Genomic DNA, 22,441 nt, shown 5'->3' with positions numbered 1-22,441 from the left:
CCGGCATCCCCTGCCCTAACAGCGCCCCATGGAATTCCTCAGCACTCCCGAATTCGCCAGCCAGCTTTCCGCCCTCGGCAAGGTTCTGGCCATCGATCTGGTCCTGGCCGGCGACAATGCCGTGGCCGTGGGTCTGGCCGCAGCCGCCCTGCCGCAGGAGCTGCGTCGCAAGGCCATCCTGATCGGTCTGGCCGCCGCCGTCGTGCTGCGGATCCTGTTCGCCCTGGTCACGGTCCAGCTTCTGGCCATCGTCGGCCTGCTGATCGCGGGCGGGGTGCTGCTGCTTTGGGTGTGCTGGAAGATGTGGCGCGAGCTGCAGGAGTCCGCGACCCACGACCAGGCCGAGGCGCAGGCCGAGCTTGAGCTGGCCCTCGCCATCGAGCACGGCAAGGGACCCTCGCCTGAGGAAATGGGGCTGAAGCGCAAGACCTTCGGCGCGGCGCTGGTGCAGATCCTGATCGCCGACGTGACCATGTCGCTGGACAATGTGCTGGCCGTTGCCGGCGCGGCCCATGACCACCCGTGGATCATGGTCTTCGGCCTGGTTCTGTCGATCGGCCTGATGGGCGTCGCGGCGACCTATATCGCCAAGCTGCTGAGCAAGTACCGCTGGATCGGCTATGTCGGCCTGGTCATCGTGCTCTACGTCGCGGTGCACATGATCTGGGACGGCTATCGCTCGACCGTCGTCCGGGCGCTGGCCGTGGAGCAGCACAACGCCTCGGCCCCGGCCTTCCTCGACATCACGGCAGAAGAGGTCCGGAAGTCGTGCCGGCCGGAGAAGGACCAGAAGCTGGTGGTCTGCCTGGCCCAGGGCGCCCTCGCCAAACCCTGATCCGACCTGACCCGGCGCGGCAGCCGGCTTCCGGTCGCGCCGGCTAGAAGCTAGGGTCTTCGGGCGCGGTGAGGCCGGACACGGGTCCGGGCCGTCTCGCCCGGGGAACCCGCATGAGCCTTCTTCTCGCCCTCGCCTTGATCGGCGCCCCCCTGTCGGCGGGTTCGGCCCCGGCAGCGCCGCCGCCGGCCGTCCAGGCCGGGCCGCGCAATGTCCCCGTCGGCGATCCGATGCGCCGTCCGATCCTCGACGCGCTGCGGCCGGCGATCCAGCGCGATCTGGGAGGCCAGCCGGTCCAGTTCATGGTCGACCGGCTTCGCATCCAGGGCGACTGGGCCTTCTATGCCGGTTCGATCCAGCAGCCGAACGGTCGACCCATCGACTTCAGCAAGACCCGCTACGCCAGCGCGCTCGAGGAGGGGTTCTTCGACGGGCCCGGGACCTACGCCCTGCTCCGCCGGACCGCGGGCGCATGGCGGGTGGTGACCTTCGTGGTCGGTCCGACCGACGTGGCCTATCTGGGCTGGCCGGACGAGCACGGCGCGCCCATGAGCCTGTTCGAATAGTCAGACGCCGCGCAGCCAGCCGGTGATCGACACGCGGTCGGCGCCGGCGGACAGGGCGACCTGGGTCACCGAATGCGGCGCGGGGACCCTGAGCAGATTCAGGGTGTTGAAGCGCGGGGTGAAGGCCTCGCCGACATTGCCCTCGGCGTCGTGGAAGGCCAGCAGGCCGCCCCAGTCGATGCGCCAGCCGGGCGTCAGGCCCAGGACATAGGCGTAAAAGCGATTCTTGCCCTCGGCGGTGTCGTCGTGCGCGGTGAGGAAATGGCCCTTGCGGAAGCGGGTCAGCTGGGCGTCGGCCAGGGCGATGCGGGGTTCGCCGGTCGCCTCGCGCATGAGGCCCAGGAAGGCCTCGCCGTTCAGGAAGGCGACCAGATCGGCCCAGACGGGTTCGGCGGTCCCGGCCTCGGCCATGTCGTAGATGGGGTGGTTGTCGAACAGGTACTGGAAGTCGTCTGTGGCGGCGGTCTGGACGGCCTGGCCCAGGGCTTGGCGCTGGTGCGGCTCCAGTGAGTGCAGCCAGGCGGCGGACAGGTCGACGTGGCCGGTCGAGCGGCGGGTGACGACGTTGAAGTCGGGCTTGTCGGCCTCGGCGCGCAGGTGGTCGGCGTAGGGCGCGGCCAGCAGGTAGTGCAGCTGGGCGCGGCCGGTGGCGGCGAGGCGCGCACGCACCGCCGAGAGGGTCGCCGGCGAATGGTCCGCCAGCGCGGGCTTCACTGAGCGCCGCCGAAACGCTCGGTCCACTCCGCGACCTGGACATCCTCGATCTTCCTGAACAGGACCTCGGCGGCGGCGACCTTTTGACCGCGCGGCAGCTGGTCCAGCAGGACAGCGTCAGGGGCCGGCCAGCTCAGGTCCGTCTCGCCCACGGCAGCGGCGATCTTTTCAGCCGAGAAGGGCATGACCGGGGCGGCGATGCGGGCGAACAGGGCGACGAGGTTCAGGCCGGTGCGGACGCCGACGGCGGCGCGATCGACATCGGTCTTGAAGGCGGTCCAGGGCGCGGCTTCCTGAAGGTATTCATTGCCCAGCACCCAGACCGCGCGCAGGGCCTGACAGGCCTTGCGGAACTCCATGGCCTCGAAGGCCTCGGTCGCCTCGGCGATGCCGGCGCGGATGTCGGCGTCCAGCTTCTCTTCCAGCGGACCGGGCTGGCCGCCGTCGGGGACGACGCCGTCAAACTTCGATTCCGCGAACTTGACGATGCGGTTGACGAAGTTCCCCAGCACGTCCGCGAGGTCCTTGTTCGTCGTCGACTGGAACTGCTCCCAGGTAAAGGCGGCGTCGGAGCCCTCCGGCCCATAGGCCGTCAGGTGCCAGCGCCAGTAGTCGGCGGGCAGGATCTCCAGCGCCTGGTCCATGAACACGCCGCGCTTCTGGGACGTGGAGAACTTGCCGCCGTACCAGTTCAGCCAGTTGAAGGCCTTGAGCGTATCGACCGTCTTCCACGGTTCGCCCGAGCCCAGGATGGTCGCCGGGAAGCTGACGGTGTGGAAGGCGACATTGTCCTTGCCCATGAACTGGACGTAGCGAACGTCGTCGGCGCCCTCGTCCGTGCGCCACCAGTCGCGCCAGGTCGTGCCGTTGGCCTGCGCCCATTCCTCGGTCGCTCCGATGTATTCGATGGGAGCGTCGAACCAGACGTAGAAGACCTTGCCCTCCATGCCCGGGCGCGGTCCGCGATCGGGTCCCACCACCGGCACGCCCCACTTCAGGTCGCGGGTGATGCCCCGGTCGATCAGGCCTTCATCCAGATGCTTGAGGGCGATCGAACGGGCCAGGGTCTGCCAGTCAGTCTTGCTTTCGATCCACGAACGGATGCGGCCCTCGATCTTCGTCTGCAGCAGATAGAGGTGGCGGGTGTCGCGGACCTCGAGGTTGGTCGAACCCGAGACTGACGAATAGGGGGCGATCAGGTCGGTCGGGTCCAGCAGGCGGCCGCAGTTGTCGCACTGATCCCCTCGCGCCCCGACGTGTCCACAATGGGGGCAGGTCCCCTCGACATAGCGGTCGGGCAGGAAGCGGGCGTCGTCGATCGAATAGATCATCCGGTCGACCCGTTCCTCGATCAGGCCGTTCTCCTCCAGCACCTTGGCGAAATGCTGGGTCAGGCGACGGTTGGGCTCGCGCGAGGAGCGGCCGAACCAGTCGTAGCTGAGGCCGAACGCCTGACCGGCGGCCTTCTGGATATCGTGCTGTTCGTCGCAATAGGTCTGGACGTCCTGACCGGCGGCGGCGGCGGCCAGCTCGGCAGGCGTGCCGTGCTCGTCGGTGGCGCAGATGTAGAGGGTCTCGTGGCCCTGGGCGCGTTTGAAGCGGGCGAAGACGTCGGCCGGCAGCATGGAGCCCGCCAGATTCCCCAGATGCTTGATGCCGTTGATGTACGGCAGCGCCGAGGTGATCAGGATGCGGGCCATTGACGTCCAGTGGTTCGAGGAAGCAGCGGGATATAGAGTGACGATGTCGCGGCGTCACCCTGCCCCGCCGCGATCAGGAGCGCACGATGTCCATCATCCCCGTGGTCCGCAGCAGCCAGATCATGCGTTCGATCGCCTTCTACACCGAGGTGCTGGATTTCCGGCTGGTCGGGGTCTGGCCGGAACCGGCCGATCCGGCCTTCTCGATCCTGACGCGCAACGGCGACGAACTGCATCTGTCGAGCCATAGCGGCGACGGCGCCTATGGTCAGTCGATCACCGTGCTGGTCGACGAGGTGGACGCGCTGTTCGCGCGGTTCAGGGCGCGCGGACTGGATAGCGCGGCCAGACCCGACTCTCCGATCCATCAGGGGCCGACGGATCAGACCTGGGGCACACGGGAGTTCTGCGTCGATGATCCCGACGGCAACAAGGTCTGCTTTACGCGGCGACCCTGACCCGCCGCGCGATCCGCACGAAGCGGCCGGTCAGAAGGGTGGACGACACCAGACTGGCGATGATGACCGCCCAGACGAGGCCATCGACGCCGATCTGATGTGCGAACCACCAGCCCAGCGGCATCATGATCCCGCCGTAGGCGGCGAAGTGGATGATCGTGGGCCACCAGACGTCTCCGGCCGCGCGGTTGGCCTGGGCCGCCACGACCTGGATTCCGTCCGCCACAAAGAACAGGGTCGCCAGCACGAGCGCGGGCGCGGCCAGAGCCAGCAAAGCCGGATCGCGGTTGTAGGCCCCGACCAGCAGGCCCGCGCTCGGCCAGACCAGCAGGGCGACGCCCAGGGTCAGGGCCGTCACCACTCCCACCCCGACCAGGCCCGCGCGCAGGGCGCCGGGTCTGTCACCTGCGCCATAGGCCCGGCCGACCAGGACCGCGGTGGCCGACGAGAGGCCCATCGGGACCATGAAGACGATCGCGGACACATTCAGCACCACCGCCCAGGCCGCCGTCTCGTTGACGCCCAGTTGGCCGGCGATGAAGGTCATGGCCGCGAAGGCCGCGACCTCGATGAAATAGGACGAGCCGCCCCCGTAGCCGATGCGACGCTGTTCGGCGGCCGCGACGGGATCGGGCTTCGGCCGGGTGAAGACGCCGAGCGCCCGCGCCTCGGGCAGGCGGACGATGTAGATGACGAGGAAGATCGCCAGCGCCGCCCGCGCCGCGAAGGTCGCCCAGCAGGACGCCTCGGCGCCATTGATGCCGAGGCCGAGCAGATCGGGCACCAGCAGCAGGTTGAGCGCCAGGTTGACGCCGTTGGCCACCCACATGGCGACCATGCCGGGCTTGGGCTTGCCCAGGGCCTCGAGGAAGAACTGGGCCGCGACCGACACCAGATAGGCGGGCATGGACAGGGCGAGCACGATCAGGGCCGGACCCGCGCCCTCGGCCAGACCGGCCTCGAGGTGGATCTGGCGCAGCAGCCAGGGGCCGACGAAGATCAGGGCGATACAGGCGGCGACGCCGAGCTGCAGCGCATAGACGAATCCGCGCCTGAGCACGGCCCCGACCTCGGCGCGGCGTCCCTCGCCCAGCATCCGGGCCGTCATGACCTGAACGCCGAACAGCAGGCCGACCGCCGTCACCACGATGATCGAATGCGGCGCCCAGGCGAGGGAATGGAAGGCGAGCTCGCGCGAGGCGTAGTTGCCGACCACGATCGCATCGGTCAGCCCCATGGTCATGATGCCGATGCGCGCCAGCACCACCGGCCAGGCCAGGGTCAGGAGTTCCTTGGTCGCGGAGCGGGTGGCGGGGGTCAGGAAGGTCATGGGAGGGCGCGGAGACCACGTCGAGGCACGAAGGTCAACACGGTCCTTCTCCCCTTGCGGGAGAAGGTGGCCGAGCGGAGCGAGGTCGGATGAGGGGTCACGCTGACGTCTGAAGTCCGCACGATCAGCCCTCCCGCCAACAGCCGGTGTGACCCCTCATCCGTCAGCCTTCGGCTGCCACCTTCTCCCGCAAGGGGACAAGGACGCTCTCACCAGGCCCCCATCTCGCGCAGCTGTTTGGCCAGATCCTCGGGCATGTCGCCGGCGTCGAGCGAGGACATGTCAGGCGGTGCGTCCTTCGGCTCCAGATAGCGCCAGCCCTGGAAGGGGCGGCGGGCCTGGGGCGCGGTGCGGATTACCTCGGGCGACAGTTTGATGAGGCACATCGAGGCCTTGCCCTCGCCCTTGGTCGAGACGTCAAGGATCGGCATGCGGCAGGTCACCGAGCCCTTCATGACCCAGAACAGGGAGCCGCCGTCTTCGAGTTCAGCGGCGCGTTTCGGCGTCATCCGGGTGTTGACCGTCAGCCACTGGCCCTTGGCCGCGCGACGTTCCAGAGTTTCCACGTGGGCGACGCCGACGCACAGCTTGATCATGTGGAGAGGCATGGGCGGTTCAGGCGGCCTCGACCCGCGCCAGCACCGCATCCGCCGTCACCTGATCGCCGACCGAGAACCCGATCTCGCCGACCACGCCGTCGAACGGCGCGGTCAGGGCGTGCTCCATCTTCATGGCCTCCAGCACGATGACCGGCTGGCCCTTGGTCACCGTGTCGCCGGGCTTTGCGGGCACGGCGACGATCTTGCCGGGCATAGGCGCACGCAGCGAACCGTCGGAGGCCGAGCCGCCGCCCGCTCCGCCGGAGAAGCGCGCCTGCTCGACCAGCCAGGCCTCCCCTCCATCGAACAGAACCTTACCGCCGGCTTCGAGCCAATACTGGCCGAACCAACGATCGCCGACGTTCAACCCATCGGGCGCCGACTCAACCCGCAGTTCCTGATCGCCGAGCCGGACCCGCCAACTCGTGTCGCCGGACAACATCGAGCGTGCCTCTCCCTGGATCACGTCATCGCCCAGCCGGGCGCGATAGGCGGCGCGATCCGCGGCGTTCAGGCGGAAACCACAGGCGGGCCCCGGCAGGCCTTCCCAAGGGCCCAGAGTGTCGTCGCTCTTCGGTTTACGAAGATAGATTCCGTCCTCGGCAACGATCGCGACGGCCGCCGCCCGCAGCGCCGCATCGGGTTCGGGCCGCGCCAGATCACCCTCCTCGGCCGCGATAAAGCCGGTGTCCACATCTCCGGCCAGAAACCGGGGGTGGGTCAGGCAGCGTGTCAGGAAACCGGCGTTGGTCCGCACCGGCCAGACCTCGACCTCGGCGCAGGCGTCGGCGATCGCTTCAGCGGCGGCTTCGCGCGTCGGCTCATGCACGATCAGCTTGGCGATCATGGGGTCGTAGAACTGGCTGACCTCGCCGCCCTCCTCCACGCCGGTGTCGATACGGATGTCGTCGGGCAGGACGAAATGATCCAGTCGTCCGATCGACGGCAGGAAGCCGTTGGCCGGGTCCTCGGCGTAGAGGCGGGCCTCCATGGCCCAGCCGTTCATGGGGATGTCGGCCTGCTTCAGCGGAACAGGCTCGCCGGCGGCGGCCCGGAACTGCCATTCGACAAGGTCGACGCCGGTGATGCTTTCGGTCACCGGGTGTTCGACCTGGAGCCGGGTGTTCATCTCCATGAACCAGATGCGGTCGGCCTTGAGCCCGTCCGAGGCGTCGGCGATGAATTCGATGGTGCCGGCGCCGACGTATCTTACAGCTTTCGCTGCCTTCACGGCCGCCGAGGTCACGGCCTCGCGGGTCGCGGCGTCCATGCCGGGGGCCGGAGCCTCTTCAATGACCTTCTGGTGGCGGCGTTGCAAGGAGCAGTCGCGTTCGTACAGGTGGACGACCTCGCCGTGGCTGTCGCCGAAGACCTGAACCTCGATGTGGCGAGGCGACAGGATGTATTTCTCGATCAGGACCCGGTCGTCGCCGAAGCTGGAGGCCGCCTCGCGCTGGCAGGAGGCCAGGCCGTCGAGGAAGGCCTCGGACCCATCGACGCGCCGCATGCCCTTGCCGCCGCCGCCCGCGACCGCCTTGATCAGCACGGGATAGCCGATGGCGTCGGCCTCGGATTTCAGCCGGTCGGGCGACTGGTCCTCGCCCATATAGCCGGGCGTGACCGGGACCCCGGCCTCGACCATCAGTGTCTTGGCCGCGTCCTTGAGGCCCATGGCGCGGATGGAGGCCGGCGGGGCGCCGATCCAGACGATGCCGGCCGCCATCACGGCCTCGGCGAACTCGGCGTTCTCGCTGAGGAAGCCGTAGCCGGGATGGATGGCCTCGGCGCCCGTGGCCTTCGCCGCCGCCAGCACCTTCTCGGCGACGAGGTAGGATTCGCGCGCCGCCGCCGGGCCGATCAGGACGGCTTCATCGGCTTCGCGGACATGGAGCGCCTGGGCGTCGGCCTCGGAATAGACGGCGATCGTGCGGATCCCCATCCGCCGGGCGGTGCGGAAGACTCGGCAGGCGATCTCGCCGCGATTGGCGACCAGGACGGACTTGAACATGGACGCTCTCTATTCCGCCCAGCGGGCCGGGCGTTTTTCAAGGAAGGCGCGGACGCCTTCCTGGCCCTCGGGCGAGACGCGGGCGCGGGCGATGCGTTTGGCGGTCTCCTCCATCAGGCCGTGGTCGATGTGGCGACCCGCGACGTCGCGGACCAGACGCTTGGCCTCGCCCATGGCGCCGGGGGCGTTCTGGGTCAGGCTGTCGGTCAGCATGGAGACGAACTCGTCGATCGAGCCCTCGGGCAGGACCATGTCGATGATCCCGGCGTGGGCCGCGTAGTCGGCGTCGAAGATGTTGGCGGTCAGGAACAGCTGTCTGGCGCGACGGGCGCCGACGGCCTCGATGACATAGGGGGCGATCGTGCCGGGGATCAGGCCCAGCTTGACCTCGGAGAAGGCGAAGCGCGAACCCTCGACGGCCACGGCCATGTCGCAGGCGCAGACGATGCCCGCGCCCCCGCCCATGGCCGCGCCCTCGACCAGGGCGACCGTCAGGGCCGGAACGTCGTGCAGGGCCTTGAGCATCTTCGCCAGCATCATGGCGTCTTCGCGATTGTCGCTCTCGGACCAGTCGATGGCGTCGCGCATCCAGTTCAGGTCGCCGCCGGCGCTGAAGGTCCCGCCGGCGCCGCGGATGAAGACCACGCGCACATTGTCGGCACCGTGAAGCGTCTCGAACGTCTCGTACAGGGCCGCGACGGTGGCGGCGTCGAAGGCGTTCTTCTTGTGCGGGCGGTTGATGGTGACGAACACCACGCCGTCGGCGGTGCCGTCCACCTGGATCAGGTCGTCGTTCGCGTCGGGCGCAGGGTCCGGCACCAGAGGCTGGGCGATCGAGTTGATCTCGGCGGCCTCGGCATCGGTGATGTCCAGGGCGTTCAGGTCGGATTCGTCGGGTTTGTCGGTCATGGAAGACTCCTCAATCACATCCTGAACACGCCAAAGGTCGTGTCGGGTATCGGCGCGTTCAAACTGGCGGAAATCGCCAGTCCGAGGACGTCGCGGGTCTGGGTCGGGTCGATGACGCCGTCGTCCCACAGGCGGGCGGTGGCGTACCAGGGACTGCCTTCGTCCTCGTATTTCTGGCGGACCGGGGCCTTGAAGGCCTCGGCCTGTTCGGGGGTCCAGCTGTCGGCGTCGCGGTGGACGGTGGCGAGCACCGCCGCCGCCTGCTCGCCGCCCATGACGCTGATCCTGGAGTTGGGCCAGGTGAACAGGAAACGGGGCCCGAAGGCGCGGCCGCACATGCCGTAGTTGCCGGCGCCGAAGGAGCCGCCGATCAGAATGGTGAACTTGGGCACGGAGGCACTGGCCACGGCCGTGACCAGTTTGGCGCCGTCCTTGGCGATGCCGCCGGCCTCGTATTTCCCGCCGACCATGAAGCCTGAGATGTTCTGCAGGAAGACCAGCGGAATCTTCCGCTTGCAGGCCAGTTCGATGAAATGGGCGCCCTTCAGCGCGCTCTCGGAGAAGAGCACGCCGTTGTTGGCCAGAATGGCGACCGGATAGCCCCAGATGCGGGCGAAGCCGCAGACCAGGGTCGTGCCGTAGAGGGCTTTGAACTCCTCGAACTCCGAGCCGTCGACGATGCGGCCGATGACCTCGCGCACGTCATAAGGGGCGCGGACGTCGTCGGGGATCAGGCCGTAGAGTTCGGCGGGGTCGAGGACCGGGTCGCGCGGCTCGCGCACATCCATGTCGACGCGCTTGACGCTGTTCAGGTGGCCGACGATGTCGCGCACGATCTCAAGCGCATGCTCGTCGTTCTCGGCGACATAGTCGACAACGCCGGACTTGCGGCCATGGGTCTCGGCCCCGCCCAGTTCCTCGGCCGAGATGACCTCGCCGGTGGCGGCCTTCACCAGCGGCGGGCCGGCCAGGAAGATGGTGCCCTGGTTGCGGACGATGACCGTCTCGTCCGACATGGCCGGGACATAGGCGCCGCCGGCGGTGCACGAGCCCATGACGCAGGCGATCTGGGGGATGCCCTTGGCCGACATCTGCGCCTGGTTGAAGAAGATGCGGCCGAAGTGGTCGCGGTCGGGGAAGACCTCGGCCTGGTGCGGCAGGTTGGCCCCGCCCGAATCGACCAGATAGACGCAGGGCAGGTTGTTCTGCTCGGCGATCTCCTGGGCCCGCAGGTGCTTCTTCACCGTCATCGGGAAATAGGCGCCGCCCTTCACCGTCGGATCGTTGGCGACGATCAGGACCTCGCGGCCCGCGACGCGGCCGACGCCGCAGATCATGCCCGCGCCCGGCGCCTCATCGCCGTACATGCCGTTGGCGGCGAGTTGGCCGATCTCGAGGAAGGGCGAGCCGGGGTCGAGCAGACGTTCGACGCGGTCACGAGGCAGCAGCTTGCCGCGCGAGACGTGGCGGTCGCGGCTGGCGTCGGAGCCTCCCCTGCCCGCTTTCGCGACCCGTTCGCGCAGTTCTGCATTCAGTGCGGTGTTGTGGGCGTGCAGCGCCTTGAAGCTCGGCGAGTGCGGGTCGATGGCGGAGGTCAGCTTCGGCATGGGGCGAGGTTTAGGGGGGTTTGATCAATGCGTGAACCCTCTCCCCTTGCGGGAGAGGGCTTGAGCGCCGCGAGCTTGCGAGCGGACTTGCGCGAAAGGGTGAGGGGTTTGACCGCCGCCAACCGGTGAGGGCCTGCGTGACCCCTCACCCGCCGGCGCAAGAACGATCGCTACGCTCTCATGCGCCGCCTCCCTCTCCCGCAAGGGGAGAGGGTTATTTGCGGAGGAGCCTGTCCCGCGCCGCGTTCAATCGCGCGGCCAGCCCTTCGGTACCGCCCTGATCCGGATGAGCGCGGCCCATCTGGCGGCGCCAGGCAGCGTTGATGGTTTCAGGTGTCGCGTCGATCGGGACGCCGAGGATGGAGCGGGCCTCGGCGTCGCCAAGGCTTTCGCGCTTCTCCGGAATGGACCGGATCCGTGAGGACACCGTCAGCCACAGGGCCGCGCCGACGAGGGCTGCCCCGCTGATCCACGCGCCCTTCGACAGGGCCAAGGCTCCGCCGGCCAGCATGGCGGCGGAGATCAGGGTGGCGGCGACGCGCCACTGGCCGCGGCGGGGGCCCTCGGTCTGACGCCCCAGCCGGGCCAGGGCCCAGACGCCGATGCCGACCAGCACCAGCCAGATCAGACCCATGATGGAACCGGGGTCAGGCCGCCGCGTCCAGGGCCGGCAGGCTGGCGGCGTCGAGGCCGAGCGACTGCATCAGGTTGCGCATTTCCTGACGGGCCGCGACGTGGGCCAGGGACACGGCCACGGGGCGCACCTCGCTGGACAGGTCGGCGACGGTCAGACCGAAGGGGAAGAGCTCGCGGTAGATGACGCGGTCGCGCAAGCCCGGACCGACGCGGAAGCCGACCCGCTTGGCCAGTTTCTGCATCTTCTCTTCGAGGCGACGGCGGTTGCGGGCCTCGGCGACGGCGAGGCGGTTCGTGATGATGACCCAGTCGATGGCGGCGTGGCGGCCCTCGTTGATCGCGCGGTGCTTGCGAGCCTCCCAGACACTCTCGGAATAGGTCGAGGGTTTGAGCAGATCCAGCGTCACCGGATCGACGGTGCCCAGCATGTCGAAGTCGACGAAGCTGTCGTTCATCGGGGTGACGATCTGGTCGGCGCGGGCGTGCGCCGCGCGCGACAGGGCCGTGTCGCCGCCGGGGGTGTCGATCAGGATGACATCGGCCGATTGGGCTTCGGCAAAGGCGGCTTCGAAGCGGGCGATCTGTTCGACTTCGTCGGCCTTGGCCAGGGCCTTGCCCTCGCCGAGGTCGGGCTCGAGCGGCATGGGCAGGCTCACGCCGTTGGCGGCGGTCCAGGCGGCGCGATGGGAGAAGAAGTGCGACATCGACCGCTGGCGCAGGTCCAGGTCCAGGATGGCCACGCGCCGACCCGCGTGCAGCAGGCCGCAGACGATGTGGATGGCCAGGGTGGACTTGCCCGCCCCGCCCTTTTCATTGCCGACGACGATGACCTGGGGCTGCGTCATGATCCGATAGTCCGAAAGCTGGCGACGACCGACTCACTCACCGGTCGTCATGGCTGGCCAGAATCGGGGGAGCCGCCCCTTCCGTCAACGAAAGGTTAAGCGACGCCTGTGGATGGGATCGTCGGGGCTCACCGCTGCCCTATAACCGTGCGCCCCGGCGGAGGCCGGGTGCACGGATGATGGATTGGCCGGCTAGCCCCGGCGCAGGCACCCGAGTTGTGCGGCATCGGCGGCGCGGCAGACCGCGCGGGCGGCGTCGGCAGGCGCGATGACCTTCAGGCGGGTCAGGTTGCGACCATCGACCTCGACCGCTTCGAACGTCGGAGACAGTTCGGCCACGGCCTGGCCGGCGGAGGCGATGCGGGTCCAGGCGGCGCGGGCGGCGCCCGGGCTTGAGAACGCGCCGAGTTGCAGCGTCGTGCGTGAAGCCGAGGGCGGAGGAGCCGTTGCTGCAGCGGCGCGGACCGCAGCGCGTTCGACACGAGGCGTCTGCATCCTATCCGAGACCTGCTGCACGACCGCCTCTGCAACCATCGGCGCTGCGGCTTCGATCATGGCCGGAGCGGCGCGTTCGACCGCCCCCCGCAGGCCGGCGTCACGCGCATCCCACAGATCGTGCGGGTCCATGACCTCGACCCGAAGCGCGCCGGGGTTGACCACCGTATCGGTCATGGCCAGCGCCGGACGCAGACCGGCCTCGGCCGCCGTGCGCACGGGGCGAGCCTCGCCTGAGCGGGGGCCGCCATCCAGAGGGATGTCGGCGACGGCCTGGGCCATCGATTCAAACCGGTGCGGGTCGCCCTCGACCAGACTGCACGACGAGGTCGCGAGGCCGGCGAGACCGAGGAGGACTGGACGAAGCATTCTGCTGGGCGTCATAAGCCACCCATAGCCCGGCAGGTTTTTCCGCCCCGTGCACGAACAGCCTTAAGTCGAACGGTTAACGCGGTAAGCATGACTGAGAACGCTCCTCCCCTTCCGATCGCGCGAACCGTCGAAGCGTTGCGTGCGACCGTGCGCGAATGGCGTCGTCAGGGGTTCACCGTGGCCTTCGTGCCGACGATGGGGGCCCTGCATGAGGGCCATCTGACGCTGGTGCGCGAGGCCGGACGGCGGGCGGACAAGGTCGTGGCCAGCGTCTTCGTCAATCCGACCCAGTTCGCCGCGCACGAGGATCTGGGGACCTATCCCCGGCGGGAGGCCGAGGATGCGAACCTGCTGGCAGGCGCAGGCTGCGAGCTGCTGTTCGCGCCGACGGTCGGCGAAATGTATCCGGACGGCTTCGTCACCGGGGTCAGCGTCGGCGGGCCGTCGCAGGGGCTGGAAACGGACTTCCGGCCGCACTTCTTCGGCGGTGTCGCCGTCGTGGTCGCCAAGCTGCTGAACCAGGTCCAGGCCGACGTCGCCGTGTTCGGCGAAAAGGACTACCAGCAGCTGATGGTCGTAAAGCGGATGGCCCGCGATCTGGATATTCCGACCCAGATCGTCGGTTCGGCCACAGAGCGGGACGGGCATGGCCTGGCCCTGTCATCGCGAAACGCCTATCTGTCCGAGGACGAACTGCAGATTGCGCGTCGCCTGAACGGCGTCATTGCCGAGGCGGCGATCAAGGCGGCGGACAAGCGCCCCCTCGCGGCGGTTGAACGCGACGCCTATGCCGAGATTCTGAAGGCCGGCTTCCAGCGGGTGGACTATGTCGCGGTGCGGCGCGCCGGCGATCTGGCTGTCTTCCCCAACGGCGTGGTCGACGGGCCGGCGCGGATCCTGGTTGCGGCATGGCTGGGCAAGACACGGCTGATCGACAACATGGCGGTCTGAACCGCCGTCAGCTTGACCGCAGACGACGACGCATGTTCCCTCCTCACCGAACGGGGGACTCTCAGATGAACAGAACAACCATCATTGCCGCCTGCCTCGGGGCCTCCGCCCTGCTGTCCGGCTGCGACAAGGCGGGCGTGACCGTGTCGACCAGCGCCGGGGAACCGCACGTCATCGCGGCATCCGACATCGCCGCCGGCCGCTATGTCGTGTTGGTCGGCGGCTGCAACGACTGCCACACGCCGCAGTACGCCATGACCGGCGGGGCCCAGCCGCCCGAGAGCGAGTGGCTGAAGGGCTCGACCGAGGGTCACACCGGGCCGTGGGGCACCAGCTACGGCAAGAACCTGCGCCTGACCGTGGCCGGCCGTTCCGAGGACGAGTGGGTCGAACTTCTGAACACAGGCACGAGCCTGCCGCCCATGCCCTGGCCGAGCGTCCGCGCCATGTCGGAGGCCGACAAGCGCGCGGTCTATCGCTACATCAAGTCCCTGCCGGGCGATCCGGGCCAGCCTTCGCCGGCCCCACTGCCGCCCGGTGCGACCCCGCCCGCTCCCGCCGCTCCTTCAGCCTAGCCGTCCCGTCTAGCCGATCGCGCCGACACAGCCCTCGGCGTCGCCGGGGATCAGTTCGGCGTCGGTCAGGGCCAGGGTCCAGCCGTGGTGGGTGTTCAGGCCCCAGCGACGCGCGCCGCCGCCGTCGCCGGCGTCTCCGCCCGCGCTGACCACCACACGACGGCCCTTCGGCAGGGCCGCCGGATCGATCTTGCCGACGGCGAGCGAGGTCGGCTGACCGCCCGCCGAGCCGAAGCCGTCGAAGACGCTCAGGCTCGACCAGTCGCGGCGCAGGCCGACCCACCAGGAATCGTCGGTGTTGACCGCCAGCACGGCCACGCCCTTGCCCTCTGCGGCGAAGGCCAGGGCGGCCTGCGGATCGCGGACCATGCGGATAGCGGCGGCGGCGCCGAAGCGGTGGCGGGCGCCGTCGAAGGCGCGGGTCGGGTCGGTCGGGGCCCAGACCTGGACCTGAAGCTGGCCCTGACGCGCCAGACCCCAGCCCACGATCTCGCGCCACAGGCCCTCGACGGCGACGGCGTTCTCGGGATCGGCTTTCGCCATGACGCGGCTCAGGACGGTCTGTTCGCGGTCGGGGCGCAGCTTGGTGTGGGGGCCGTGGGGCGCGTCCTTGGCCTGACCGACCTTGGCGGCGATGGCGAGGCGACGCTGGAACAGGGCCAGAAGCTCGTCGTCGACGAGGTCGATCTCGTGACGCAGGGCGGCGAGCGCCATCTGCTCGGGCGACATCTCTTCGGGATTCATGTCGGGCCAGACTTGCTGGAGGTTCGAACTGGGCATGGAATTCGGGCTTTCACGGGATGCATTTCGATAAGGGGCGAATGGGTGCGCCGCCGCCCTGGTTGAGGGCGGTCGCCGGCGAGGCTGTCAGGAGCAGGGGTCGCTCGAGGCCTCAGCCGGCGTATCGAAAGCCGTAAAAATAGGAGCCAAAATAGCAGGCAGCCGCGCGCGAACGGAGCGAAAGGGTCGAAAGCGAAGCGCGCAGCGGGGACATGGGTCGAACCGGTTGTTCGGATCGGTGGCGATCCGTCGGCCCTTAAGACACGCAACGATCGTGCGACGTCAACCCGGTTCGCGGGCCAGAAGAACAAATCGCGTGCGGTTGTCGTCGGAATCCTGAAGGTCGTTGCGCAAAACCGTCAGCCCGTAGACCTCGGCGGCGGCTACGGGGGCGATGGCCGCGCGCGTGCGGTCACCCAGTTCGGCCACCTCGCGAGCAGCGCCCGCTGTGTCAAAGACCTCGACGATCTCGACGTCCATCTCCGCCAGGGTCCGGGCGCATTGGCGGAGCGCTACGGGATGGCTGGCCACAGTGCGGATCTGCTCGATCGTCGTGCCGTCGATGGCCATCAGCGCCATGCGGATGGGTCGCCAGACATCGCCGATGATCGGCAGGCCGGCCTCGGCCACGAGCGTCGCTGCCGGTTCCACAACCCCGATGGTCGAGTTCTCGACCGGGATCAGGGCGCAGTCGCAGTCGCCCGACTTCACGGCCGTGATGGCCTCGGCGAAGGTCTCGAACGGCACATGCACGTCCCAGGGGCGCAGTGCGACGCAGGCCTCATGGCTGAAGGCGCCGGGCGCGCCCTGGAAGGCGGTGCGCCCTCCCCGGTCGTCGCCGGCGGGTCTGCCGATCGAGGCGACCGTCACGCCGCCTTCGACTTGTTCAGGCGGCCGGTCTTGAGCCGCTCGGCCACCAGGAAGGCCAGCTCCAGCGCCTGGTCGGCGTTCAGGCGCGGGTCGCAATGGGTGTGGTAGCGGCTCGACAGGTCGTCCTCGGACACGGCCTGGGCGCCGCCGAGGCATTCGGTGACGTTCTGGCCGGTCATCTCCAGATGGACGCCGCCGGGGTGGACGCCCTCATGCTCGGCCACCTCGATGAAGCCCTTCACCTCGCCGAGAATGCGGTCGAACGGCCGGGTCTTGTAGCCGTTGGACGCCTTCAGCGTGTTGCCGTGCATCGGGTCGATCGACCAGATGACCTTCTTGCCGTGGGCCTTGGCCGCCTTCATCAGGCGCGGCAGGCGGTCGTGGACCTTGTCGTGGCCGAAGCGGCCGATGACGGTCAGACGGCCCGGGATGTTCTCCGGGTTCAGGGCGTCGATCAGGGGCAACAGGTCGTCCGGCTCCATGGTCGGGCCGCACTTCACGCCGATCGGGTTCTTGATGCCGCGCATGAACTCGACGTGGGCGCCGTCCAGCTGGCGGGTGCGCTCGCCGATCCACAGCATGTGGGCCGAGGTGTCGAACCATTCGCCCGAACCGCCGTCCAGACGCGTCAGGGCGCTCTCGACGTTCAGCAGCAGGGCCTCGTGCGAGGTGAAGACCTCGACCCTCGACAGGTCGGGATGGGTCTCGGGCGTGACGCCGACCGCCTCCATGAAGGCCAGGGCCTCGGCGATCTTCTCGGCCAGTTCGCGGTACTGGGCGCCGACGCCGCCGTCGGCGAAGCCCTGGGTCCAGCGGTGGATGTTGTAGAGGTCGGCATAGCCGCCGCCGGCGAAGGCGCGCAGCAGGTTCAGGGTCGAGGCCGACTGGTTGTAGGCCTTGATCAGACGCTGGGGATCGGGGATCCGCTCTTCCGGCGTGAAGGCCGAGCCGTTGATGTTGTCGCCGCGATAGGAGGGCAGTTCGACGCCGTCGATCTCTTCCACCGGCGAGGAGCGCGGCTTGGCGAACTGGCCGGCGATGCGGCCGACCTTCACCACGGGCTTGCGACCGGCGAAGGTCAGGACCACCGCCATCTGCAGGATCAGGCGGAAGGTGTCGCGGATGTTGTCGGTTGAGAACTCCTTGAAGCTCTCGGCGCAGTCGCCGCCCTGCAGCAGGAAGGCGTCGCCGCGTTCGACCTGGGCCAGTTTGGCGGTCAGGCTGCGGGCCTCGCCCGCGAACACCAGCGGCGGCATGGCGCGCAGCTCGTCTTCCACGGCGGTAAGCGCGCGCGCGTCCGGATAGTCCATCGGCATGTGCACGATGGGTTTGTTTCTCCAGGATTCAGGGGTCCAGCGCTTGGTCATGGCCGCAAGATAGGCGTCTCGCGGTTGCGAGACAACAAATCTAACCCGCGCTGACGTCCTGTGACTGTTTGACCTTCAGGGTCACCAGTTCCTCGGCCATGGTCGGGTGGACGGCGCAGGTGGCGTCCCACTGGGCCTTGGTCAGGCCGGCCTTCACGGCGATGGCGGCGAGCTGGATCATCTCCGGCGCTTCGGGACCGACGATGTGGACGCCGACGACGCGGTCGGTGTCGGCATCGACCACCAGCTTCATCAGCACACGCTCGTCCGAGCCGGTGAAGGCGTATTTCATCGGCCGGAACCGGGTGACGTAGACGTCGACCCCTTTGGCGCAGGTATGGCGCGCCTCGCTCTCGGTCAGGCCGACGACGCCGACCGGGGGCTGTGAGAAGACCGCCGTCGCGACGGCCTCGTAGTCGAAATGCTGGGGATTGTCCCTGTAGACGGTCTCGTGGAAGGCGACCGCCTCGCGGATGGCGACGGGGGTCAGGTTCATCCGGTCGGTGACGTCGCCGATGGACCAGATATTGTCGGCGGTGGTCTTCGACAGGCTGTCGACCTTGATCGCACCCTTCTCGTTGAGTTCGACGCCGGCGGCCTCCAGACCCAGGTCCTTCACATGCGGGACGCGGCCGGTGGCGAACATGACGACGTCGGTTTCCAGCTCCATGCCGTTCTCCAGCACGTTCACCAGACCGGTCGCGGTCTTCCGGATTTCCTGGTGCTGGCAACCCAGAATGACCTTGATGCCGCGCTTCTCGATCTCTCCGGCGAGATGGGCGCGGACGTCGTCGTCGAAGCCCCGCAGAATATTCGGGCCGCGATAGATCAGCGTCGTCTCGACGCCGAGCCCGGCGAAGATGCCGGCGAACTCGACCGCGATATAGCCGCCGCCCGCGATCAGGATGCGCTTGGGCAACTCCGGCAGGTGGAAGGCCTCTTCCGAGGAGATCGCGTGTTCGATGCCCGGCAGGTCGTCGGGCATCCAGGGCCGGCCGCCGGTGGCGATCAGGATCTTCTCGGCGGTGATCGTCTGGTCCTTGCCGATGATCTCGACGGTGTGCGCGTCCTTCAGGACCGCGCGGCCGTGGATCAGCTCGACGCCGGCCTTGCCGAGGTTGGCGGCGTAGATGCCGGACAGGCGGGCGATCTCGACATCCTTGGACTGGATGAATTTCGGCCAGTCGAAACTGGCCTCTACGGTCCAGCCATAGCCCTCGGCGGTCTCGAACTGGTGGGCGAAGTCAGAGGCCATGACCATGAACTTCTTGGGCACGCAGCCCCGCACGACACAGGTCCCGCCGACGCGGAATTCCTCGGCGATGGCGACCTTCTTGCCGCCCAACCCGGTCAGACGCGCTGCACGGACCCCGCCCGAGCCGGCGCCGATGACGAAGAGGTCGTAGTCATAGTCGGCCATGGCGATCTCGAAGCGGACGGAAAACACAGTCCGAAGCGTCCGAAGCGTCCGGAGAGGCCGGTCGTCGCTGGCGGCGTCGGCGGATGGACTTAGGCGCCGCTGACAGTCGGGACAAGCGCCCCACCCCCTTCAACTCGATGCCTCCGGTCCCCTTCCCGCCCTGCAGCCATGGAAAGGTTCGCACCGGCCGGCGTTCGGGGCTCCGCAGCGCGATGATCGCGCGTCCCACCCGTCACTTTCCCGACACGGCGAGCGCGTTGAATCAGCGGCACTTGAACAACCACAGATCAGTGTTAGCCTCGTCTCCGGGACCTGTTCAGGAGAGACACCGTCATGCTTACGCTCGCTGCCCTGACCGTCATGGCCACAATGTCGATCGAGGGTGACGCCAATGCGTCGATCCGGCCGATCCAGGTCGCGCCGCAGGTCGCCCAGACGGGCGAGCCGGTCCGGCTGGAGGATATCGAGGTCACGGGTCGTCCGCTGGATCAATTGATCAACGGCTTCATCGATGAGGTCGCGGCGCCCGCCAGGCGGCGCGGTCTGGCACGCTGGGACGACAGAGTATGCATCGGCGCCGCCAATCTGCAACGCGATGTCGCCCAGTACATCGTCGATCGCGTCTCGACCGTGGCCGAGGATGTTGGCCTGGACGTCGGTGGTCCCGGGTGCAGCCCGAACGTACTGATCGTCGCGGCCGCAGACGCCGACGCCATGACCGAGGGTCTCCTCACCGACAATCGCCGCGCGTTCCGCGTGGGAGGATCCGGAATGGACCGCGGCGCGACCGCGTTCCAGGCGTTCCGTGCCTCCGACGCGCCCGTCCGATGGTGGACCGTCAGCGCACCGATCGATACCAACACCGGCCAGATCGCCACGCGCATTCCCGGCGAATGCCGGAATGACTGCACTTCACCGATGGACATGGTCCCGACGATCTCCGTGCTCGGCTCACGCCTGACGACGCAGGTCGTCGACCACATTCTGCGCACAGTGGTCGTCCTCGACGTGGACCAGGTTGCCGACGTCTCCGCACAGCAACTGGCCGACTATGTCGCCATGATCGTCCTGGCCCAGATCGATCCGGAGGCGGACACCAGCGGCTATGCGTCCGTGCTCAATGTTTTCGATGCGCCGGAGACGGCGAAGGGGCTGACCCAATGGGATGTCGCCTATCTGGAGGGGCTCTACGACGCCCGGCGCACGCTGCGCAGCCCGCAAGGGGCCAATCGCGAGATCGCCTCGTCGATCCACCGCGCCCATGCCCGGTTGAATGACGCCGAAGAGTAAGCTCGACCCGGCGTGGCGGTCAGGGCAGTCTGATCTCGACGCCCGCGTCCGTGCCGATGATCGCCTCGTCAGCGAGGTCGAGGAACAGGCCGTGTTCGACCACGCCGGTGATCAGCTTCAGATCGTCGGCGAGCCGGACCGGGTCGTGGATGGCCTGGCATTTCGCGTCGTAGATGACGTTGCCGCCATCGGTGCGGACAACGCCGCGATCGGCCTGACGCAGGCGGGCGGGCATCTGGATGTCGTGGTCGATCAGCACGTCGGCGATGCGGTTGCCGGTCGTCTTGTGACCGAAGGCGACGACCTCGATCGGCAGCGGGAAGGCGCCCAGGACCTGCACGACCTTGGCCGCGTCGGCGATGACGATACAGCGGCTGGACGCTTCCCACACGAGCTTCTCGCGCAGCAGAGCCGCGCCGCCGCCCTTGATCAGGGCCAGGCCCGGCCCGACCTCGTCGGCGCCGTCGACGGTCAGGTCGATGCGCGACACATCCTCCAGCGAAACCAGCGGCAGGCCCAGTTCGCGGGCCAGGTCGGCGGTCCTCTCCGACGTCGGGACGCAGCGCAGCCCGGTCAGGTTCCGCGCCGCCAGCGCCTTGACGAACCAGGCGGCGGTCGATCCGGTGCCGAGACCGACGACCATGCCGGCCTCGACGCGTTCGGCCGCCGCTTCGCCGGCGATCTGTTTCTGATGGTCGCTCATTTCGATTTCGCCGCCTTCTTCGCCTTCGCCTTGTCCCGGAAAGCCGCGCCGGCGCCGTCCTTGTTGACCTGACGGCCACGGGCAAGCGCCAGGGCGTCAGCAGGCACGTCCTCAACGATCACCGAGCCCGAGCCGACGATGGCCCCCGCCCCGATGGCGACCGGGGCAACGAGAGAGGAATTGGAACCGACGAAGGCCCCCTCGCCCACGACCGTCTTCGCCTTGTTGTACCCGTCGTAATTGCAGAAGATCGTGCCCGCGCCGATGTTGGCTCCCGCCCCGACCGAACCGTCCCCCAGATAGGACAGGTGGCTGGCCTTGGCGCCCGCGTCCATGCGGACGTTCTTCACCTCGACGAAGTTGCCGACCTTCACATCCTCGCCCAGATCAGCGCCCGGACGAAGGCGGGCGTAGGGGCCGACCTCGGCGCCGGACGCGATGCTCGCGCCCTCGATGTGGCTGAAGCTGCGGATGCGGGCGCGCTCGGCGATGTTCACGCCCGGGCCGAAGACGACGAAGGGTTCAATGATTGATCCGGCCCCGACTTCCGTGTCCCAGGCGAAGTGGACGGTGTCGGGCGACGACATGGTCACGCCTGCCGCAAGGAAGGTCTCGCGCTGAACCTTCTGGAACAGGGCCTCGGCCTGGGCCAGTTCGGACTGGGCGTTGACGCCCATGACGGAATCCTCGGACGCCATGGTCACCCGGGTCGGTTCGCCGCGCCTGCGGGCCAGTTCGACCACGTCGGTCAGGTAGTATTCGCCCTTGGCGTTGTCGTTCCTGACCTCCGCCAGCAGGGAGAAGAGCAGCCCCACAGGTGCGGCCATGACGCCTGAATTACAGGTGGTTATGGCCAGAACATCAGGCGACGCCTCCTTGGCCTCGGTGATGGCGCTCAGGGTGTCTCCGTCCATGACGAGGCGGCCGTAGGCGCCGGGGTCGGCGGCCTCGAAGCCGATGACAGTGACGCCGTCGTGCGTCTCGAAGACCGCCTCGATGTCGGCAGCGCGCAGCAGAGGTACGTCGCCATAGGTGACCACGACCTGGCCGATGAAGTCGCCCAGCACAGCCTCGGCGGCGCGGACCGCGTGGCCGGTGCCCATCGGAGGGTCCTGCACCGCGACGGCGTCCTCGCCCAGCCGCGCGACGACATGGGCGCGGACTTCCGGAGAGTGTGCGCCGACCACGACGACGATCCGCTCGCAGTGCAGGGCCTCGGCCGCGTCGATGGCGTGATCGAGCATGGCGCGATGGCCGACCGGGTGCAGCACCTTGGGAAGGGGCGACTTCATCCGCGTCCCCTGACCGGCGGCGAGGATGATGGCGGCTCTGGGATGGGTGGTCATGAATCGGTCCGGGGTCTAGTCACGCGCCGTGGTCTAACCCATCGGCGGGCCGGACGGGAGAGAAC

At 68.4% G+C, this 22,441-nt stretch carries 22 protein-coding genes; 6 read left to right on the top strand and 16 right to left on the bottom strand.

The features are described 5' to 3' along the window. Positions 1–28 precede the first annotated feature (28 nt). A complete protein-coding gene (locus ACW17Y_RS07070; RefSeq protein ID WP_492038058.1) occupies positions 29–835 on the top strand; it encodes a TerC family protein in 807 nt (268 codons plus the stop codon). Between the two features lie 113 nt (positions 836–948). After that, positions 949–1,401, top strand: coding sequence for a hypothetical protein (locus ACW17Y_RS07065; protein ID WP_492038057.1), 453 nt, complete (start codon positions 949–951; stop codon positions 1,399–1,401). On the opposite strand, the gene ACW17Y_RS07060 is transcribed toward ACW17Y_RS07065, so the two are convergent. Continuing rightward, on the bottom strand, positions 1,402–2,115 hold the full coding sequence (locus ACW17Y_RS07060) for a 2OG-Fe(II) oxygenase (RefSeq protein ID WP_492038056.1): 714 nt from the start codon (positions 2,113–2,115) through the stop codon (positions 1,402–1,404). Then, positions 2,112–3,815: a methionine--tRNA ligase gene (gene metG / locus ACW17Y_RS07055; protein ID WP_492038055.1), complete on the bottom strand. Its 1,704-nt coding sequence runs from the start codon at positions 3,813–3,815 to the stop codon at positions 2,112–2,114. The genes ACW17Y_RS07060 and metG overlap by 4 nt, the downstream gene beginning before the upstream one ends. Before the next feature lie 86 nt (positions 3,816–3,901). Between metG and ACW17Y_RS07050 the strand changes: the two genes are divergently transcribed. Then, on the top strand, positions 3,902–4,273 hold the full coding sequence (locus ACW17Y_RS07050; RefSeq protein ID WP_492038054.1) for a bleomycin resistance protein: 372 nt from the start codon (positions 3,902–3,904) through the stop codon (positions 4,271–4,273). Here the strand turns inward: ACW17Y_RS07050 and ACW17Y_RS07045 are convergent. From ACW17Y_RS07045 to ACW17Y_RS07010, 8 genes are all read right to left on the bottom strand, one after another. Beyond that, positions 4,257–5,603, bottom strand: coding sequence for an MATE family efflux transporter (locus tag ACW17Y_RS07045; protein ID WP_492038053.1), 1,347 nt, complete (start codon positions 5,601–5,603; stop codon positions 4,257–4,259). The two genes, ACW17Y_RS07050 and ACW17Y_RS07045, sit on opposite strands and share 17 nt — an antisense overlap. Before the next feature lie 209 nt (positions 5,604–5,812). After that, complete coding sequence (locus tag ACW17Y_RS07040) at positions 5,813–6,211, bottom strand: DUF1489 domain-containing protein (protein WP_492038052.1); 399 nt, start codon at positions 6,209–6,211, stop codon at positions 5,813–5,815. Between the two features lie 7 nt (positions 6,212–6,218). After that, positions 6,219–8,210 carry an acetyl/propionyl/methylcrotonyl-CoA carboxylase subunit alpha gene (locus ACW17Y_RS07035; RefSeq protein ID WP_492038051.1) on the bottom strand — a complete coding sequence of 664 codons (1,992 nt, stop codon included), beginning with the start codon at positions 8,208–8,210 and terminating at the stop codon, positions 6,219–6,221. Positions 8,211–8,219: 9 nt separating this feature from the next. Further along, positions 8,220–9,119, bottom strand: coding sequence for an enoyl-CoA hydratase-related protein (locus ACW17Y_RS07030; protein WP_492038050.1), 900 nt, complete (start codon positions 9,117–9,119; stop codon positions 8,220–8,222). Positions 9,120–9,133: 14 nt separating this feature from the next. Next, on the bottom strand, positions 9,134–10,726 hold the full coding sequence (locus tag ACW17Y_RS07025; RefSeq protein WP_492038049.1) for a carboxyl transferase domain-containing protein: 1,593 nt from the start codon (positions 10,724–10,726) through the stop codon (positions 9,134–9,136). 214 nt (positions 10,727–10,940) lie between these two features. Then, a complete protein-coding gene (locus ACW17Y_RS07020; RefSeq protein WP_492038048.1) occupies positions 10,941–11,360 on the bottom strand; it encodes a J domain-containing protein in 420 nt (139 codons plus the stop codon). Between the two features lie 13 nt (positions 11,361–11,373). Continuing rightward, the gene (locus ACW17Y_RS07015) at positions 11,374–12,207 is read right to left on the bottom strand and encodes a division plane positioning ATPase MipZ (RefSeq protein WP_492038047.1); all 834 of its coding nucleotides are present in this window, start codon (positions 12,205–12,207) and stop codon (positions 11,374–11,376) included. 192 nt (positions 12,208–12,399) lie between these two features. Next, positions 12,400–13,071 carry an SPOR domain-containing protein gene (locus tag ACW17Y_RS07010; RefSeq protein ID WP_492038046.1) on the bottom strand — a complete coding sequence of 224 codons (672 nt, stop codon included), beginning with the start codon at positions 13,069–13,071 and terminating at the stop codon, positions 12,400–12,402. Between the two features lie 90 nt (positions 13,072–13,161). On the opposite strand from ACW17Y_RS07010, the gene panC reads away from it, so the two are divergent. Beyond that, positions 13,162–14,025 carry a pantoate--beta-alanine ligase gene (gene panC / locus ACW17Y_RS07005; protein WP_492038045.1) on the top strand — a complete coding sequence of 288 codons (864 nt, stop codon included), beginning with the start codon at positions 13,162–13,164 and terminating at the stop codon, positions 14,023–14,025. Between the two features lie 65 nt (positions 14,026–14,090). Further along, positions 14,091–14,600, top strand: coding sequence for a cytochrome C (locus ACW17Y_RS07000; protein ID WP_492038044.1), 510 nt, complete (start codon positions 14,091–14,093; stop codon positions 14,598–14,600). Positions 14,601–14,609: 9 nt separating this feature from the next. Here the strand turns inward: ACW17Y_RS07000 and ACW17Y_RS06995 are convergent, their stop codons facing one another. The 4 genes from ACW17Y_RS06995 to gor form a co-directional block, all read right to left on the bottom strand. Continuing rightward, positions 14,610–15,380 (bottom strand): chorismate mutase, encoded by a 771-nt coding sequence (locus ACW17Y_RS06995; protein ID WP_492038043.1) that lies wholly within the window; start codon positions 15,378–15,380, stop codon positions 14,610–14,612. A 282-nt stretch (positions 15,381–15,662) separates the two neighbouring features. Next, positions 15,663–16,250 carry a prephenate dehydratase domain-containing protein gene (locus ACW17Y_RS06990; RefSeq protein ID WP_492038042.1) on the bottom strand — a complete coding sequence of 196 codons (588 nt, stop codon included), beginning with the start codon at positions 16,248–16,250 and terminating at the stop codon, positions 15,663–15,665. Beyond that, a complete protein-coding gene (locus ACW17Y_RS06985) occupies positions 16,247–17,617 on the bottom strand; it encodes a class II 3-deoxy-7-phosphoheptulonate synthase (RefSeq protein WP_492038041.1) in 1,371 nt (456 codons plus the stop codon). The genes ACW17Y_RS06990 and ACW17Y_RS06985 overlap by 4 nt, the downstream gene beginning before the upstream one ends. A gap of 40 nt (positions 17,618–17,657) precedes the next feature. Then, positions 17,658–19,037 (bottom strand): glutathione-disulfide reductase, encoded by a 1,380-nt coding sequence (gene gor / locus ACW17Y_RS06980; RefSeq protein WP_492038253.1) that lies wholly within the window; start codon positions 19,035–19,037, stop codon positions 17,658–17,660. A gap of 333 nt (positions 19,038–19,370) precedes the next feature. On the opposite strand from gor, the gene ACW17Y_RS06975 reads away from it, so the two are divergent. Beyond that, complete coding sequence (locus ACW17Y_RS06975) at positions 19,371–20,327, top strand: hypothetical protein (RefSeq protein ID WP_492038040.1); 957 nt, start codon at positions 19,371–19,373, stop codon at positions 20,325–20,327. A 19-nt stretch (positions 20,328–20,346) separates the two neighbouring features. Here ACW17Y_RS06975 and rpiA read toward each other — a convergent pair whose 3' ends face one another. Continuing rightward, entirely contained in the window at positions 20,347–21,030 is a 684-nt protein-coding gene (rpiA, locus tag ACW17Y_RS06970) for a ribose-5-phosphate isomerase RpiA (RefSeq protein ID WP_492038039.1), read from the bottom strand. Next, positions 21,027–22,376, bottom strand: coding sequence for a bifunctional UDP-N-acetylglucosamine diphosphorylase/glucosamine-1-phosphate N-acetyltransferase GlmU (gene glmU, locus ACW17Y_RS06965; protein WP_492038038.1), 1,350 nt, complete (start codon positions 22,374–22,376; stop codon positions 21,027–21,029). The genes rpiA and glmU overlap by 4 nt, the downstream gene beginning before the upstream one ends. Positions 22,377–22,441 lie beyond the last annotated feature (65 nt).

Source organism: Brevundimonas sp. AVps7 (genome assembly GCF_058681545.1).
This window is presented reverse-complemented; position numbering and strand designations above follow the sequence as displayed.

Excerpts from the sequence above, each read along its gene's own strand:
- ACW17Y_RS07070 (WP_492038058.1), top strand. The coding sequence starts at position 29 with ATGGAATTCCTCAGCACTCCCGAATTCGCCAGCCAGCTTTCCGCCCTC.
- ACW17Y_RS07065 (WP_492038057.1), top strand. The coding sequence starts at position 949 with ATGAGCCTTCTTCTCGCCCTCGCCTTGATCGGCGCCCCCCTGTCGGCG.
- metG (WP_492038055.1), bottom strand. The coding sequence starts at position 3,815 with ATGGCCCGCATCCTGATCACCTCGGCGCTGCCGTACATCAACGGCATC.
- ACW17Y_RS07050 (WP_492038054.1), top strand. The coding sequence starts at position 3,902 with ATGTCCATCATCCCCGTGGTCCGCAGCAGCCAGATCATGCGTTCGATC.
- ACW17Y_RS07045 (WP_492038053.1), bottom strand. The coding sequence starts at position 5,603 with ATGACCTTCCTGACCCCCGCCACCCGCTCCGCGACCAAGGAACTCCTG.
- ACW17Y_RS07040 (WP_492038052.1), bottom strand. The coding sequence starts at position 6,211 with ATGCCTCTCCACATGATCAAGCTGTGCGTCGGCGTCGCCCACGTGGAA.
- ACW17Y_RS07035 (WP_492038051.1), bottom strand. The coding sequence starts at position 8,210 with ATGTTCAAGTCCGTCCTGGTCGCCAATCGCGGCGAGATCGCCTGCCGA.
- ACW17Y_RS07030 (WP_492038050.1), bottom strand. The coding sequence starts at position 9,119 with ATGACCGACAAACCCGACGAATCCGACCTGAACGCCCTGGACATCACC.
- ACW17Y_RS07025 (WP_492038049.1), bottom strand. The coding sequence starts at position 10,726 with ATGCCGAAGCTGACCTCCGCCATCGACCCGCACTCGCCGAGCTTCAAG.
- ACW17Y_RS07020 (WP_492038048.1), bottom strand. The coding sequence starts at position 11,360 with ATGGGTCTGATCTGGCTGGTGCTGGTCGGCATCGGCGTCTGGGCCCTG.
- ACW17Y_RS07015 (WP_492038047.1), bottom strand. The coding sequence starts at position 12,207 with ATGACGCAGCCCCAGGTCATCGTCGTCGGCAATGAAAAGGGCGGGGCG.
- ACW17Y_RS07010 (WP_492038046.1), bottom strand. The coding sequence starts at position 13,071 with ATGCTTCGTCCAGTCCTCCTCGGTCTCGCCGGCCTCGCGACCTCGTCG.
- panC (WP_492038045.1), top strand. The coding sequence starts at position 13,162 with ATGACTGAGAACGCTCCTCCCCTTCCGATCGCGCGAACCGTCGAAGCG.
- ACW17Y_RS07000 (WP_492038044.1), top strand. The coding sequence starts at position 14,091 with ATGAACAGAACAACCATCATTGCCGCCTGCCTCGGGGCCTCCGCCCTG.
- ACW17Y_RS06995 (WP_492038043.1), bottom strand. The coding sequence starts at position 15,380 with ATGCCCAGTTCGAACCTCCAGCAAGTCTGGCCCGACATGAATCCCGAA.
- ACW17Y_RS06985 (WP_492038041.1), bottom strand. The coding sequence starts at position 17,617 with ATGACCAAGCGCTGGACCCCTGAATCCTGGAGAAACAAACCCATCGTG.
- gor (WP_492038253.1), bottom strand. The coding sequence starts at position 19,037 with ATGGCCGACTATGACTACGACCTCTTCGTCATCGGCGCCGGCTCGGGC.
- ACW17Y_RS06975 (WP_492038040.1), top strand. The coding sequence starts at position 19,371 with ATGCTTACGCTCGCTGCCCTGACCGTCATGGCCACAATGTCGATCGAG.
- rpiA (WP_492038039.1), bottom strand. The coding sequence starts at position 21,030 with ATGAGCGACCATCAGAAACAGATCGCCGGCGAAGCGGCGGCCGAACGC.
- glmU (WP_492038038.1), bottom strand. The coding sequence starts at position 22,376 with ATGACCACCCATCCCAGAGCCGCCATCATCCTCGCCGCCGGTCAGGGG.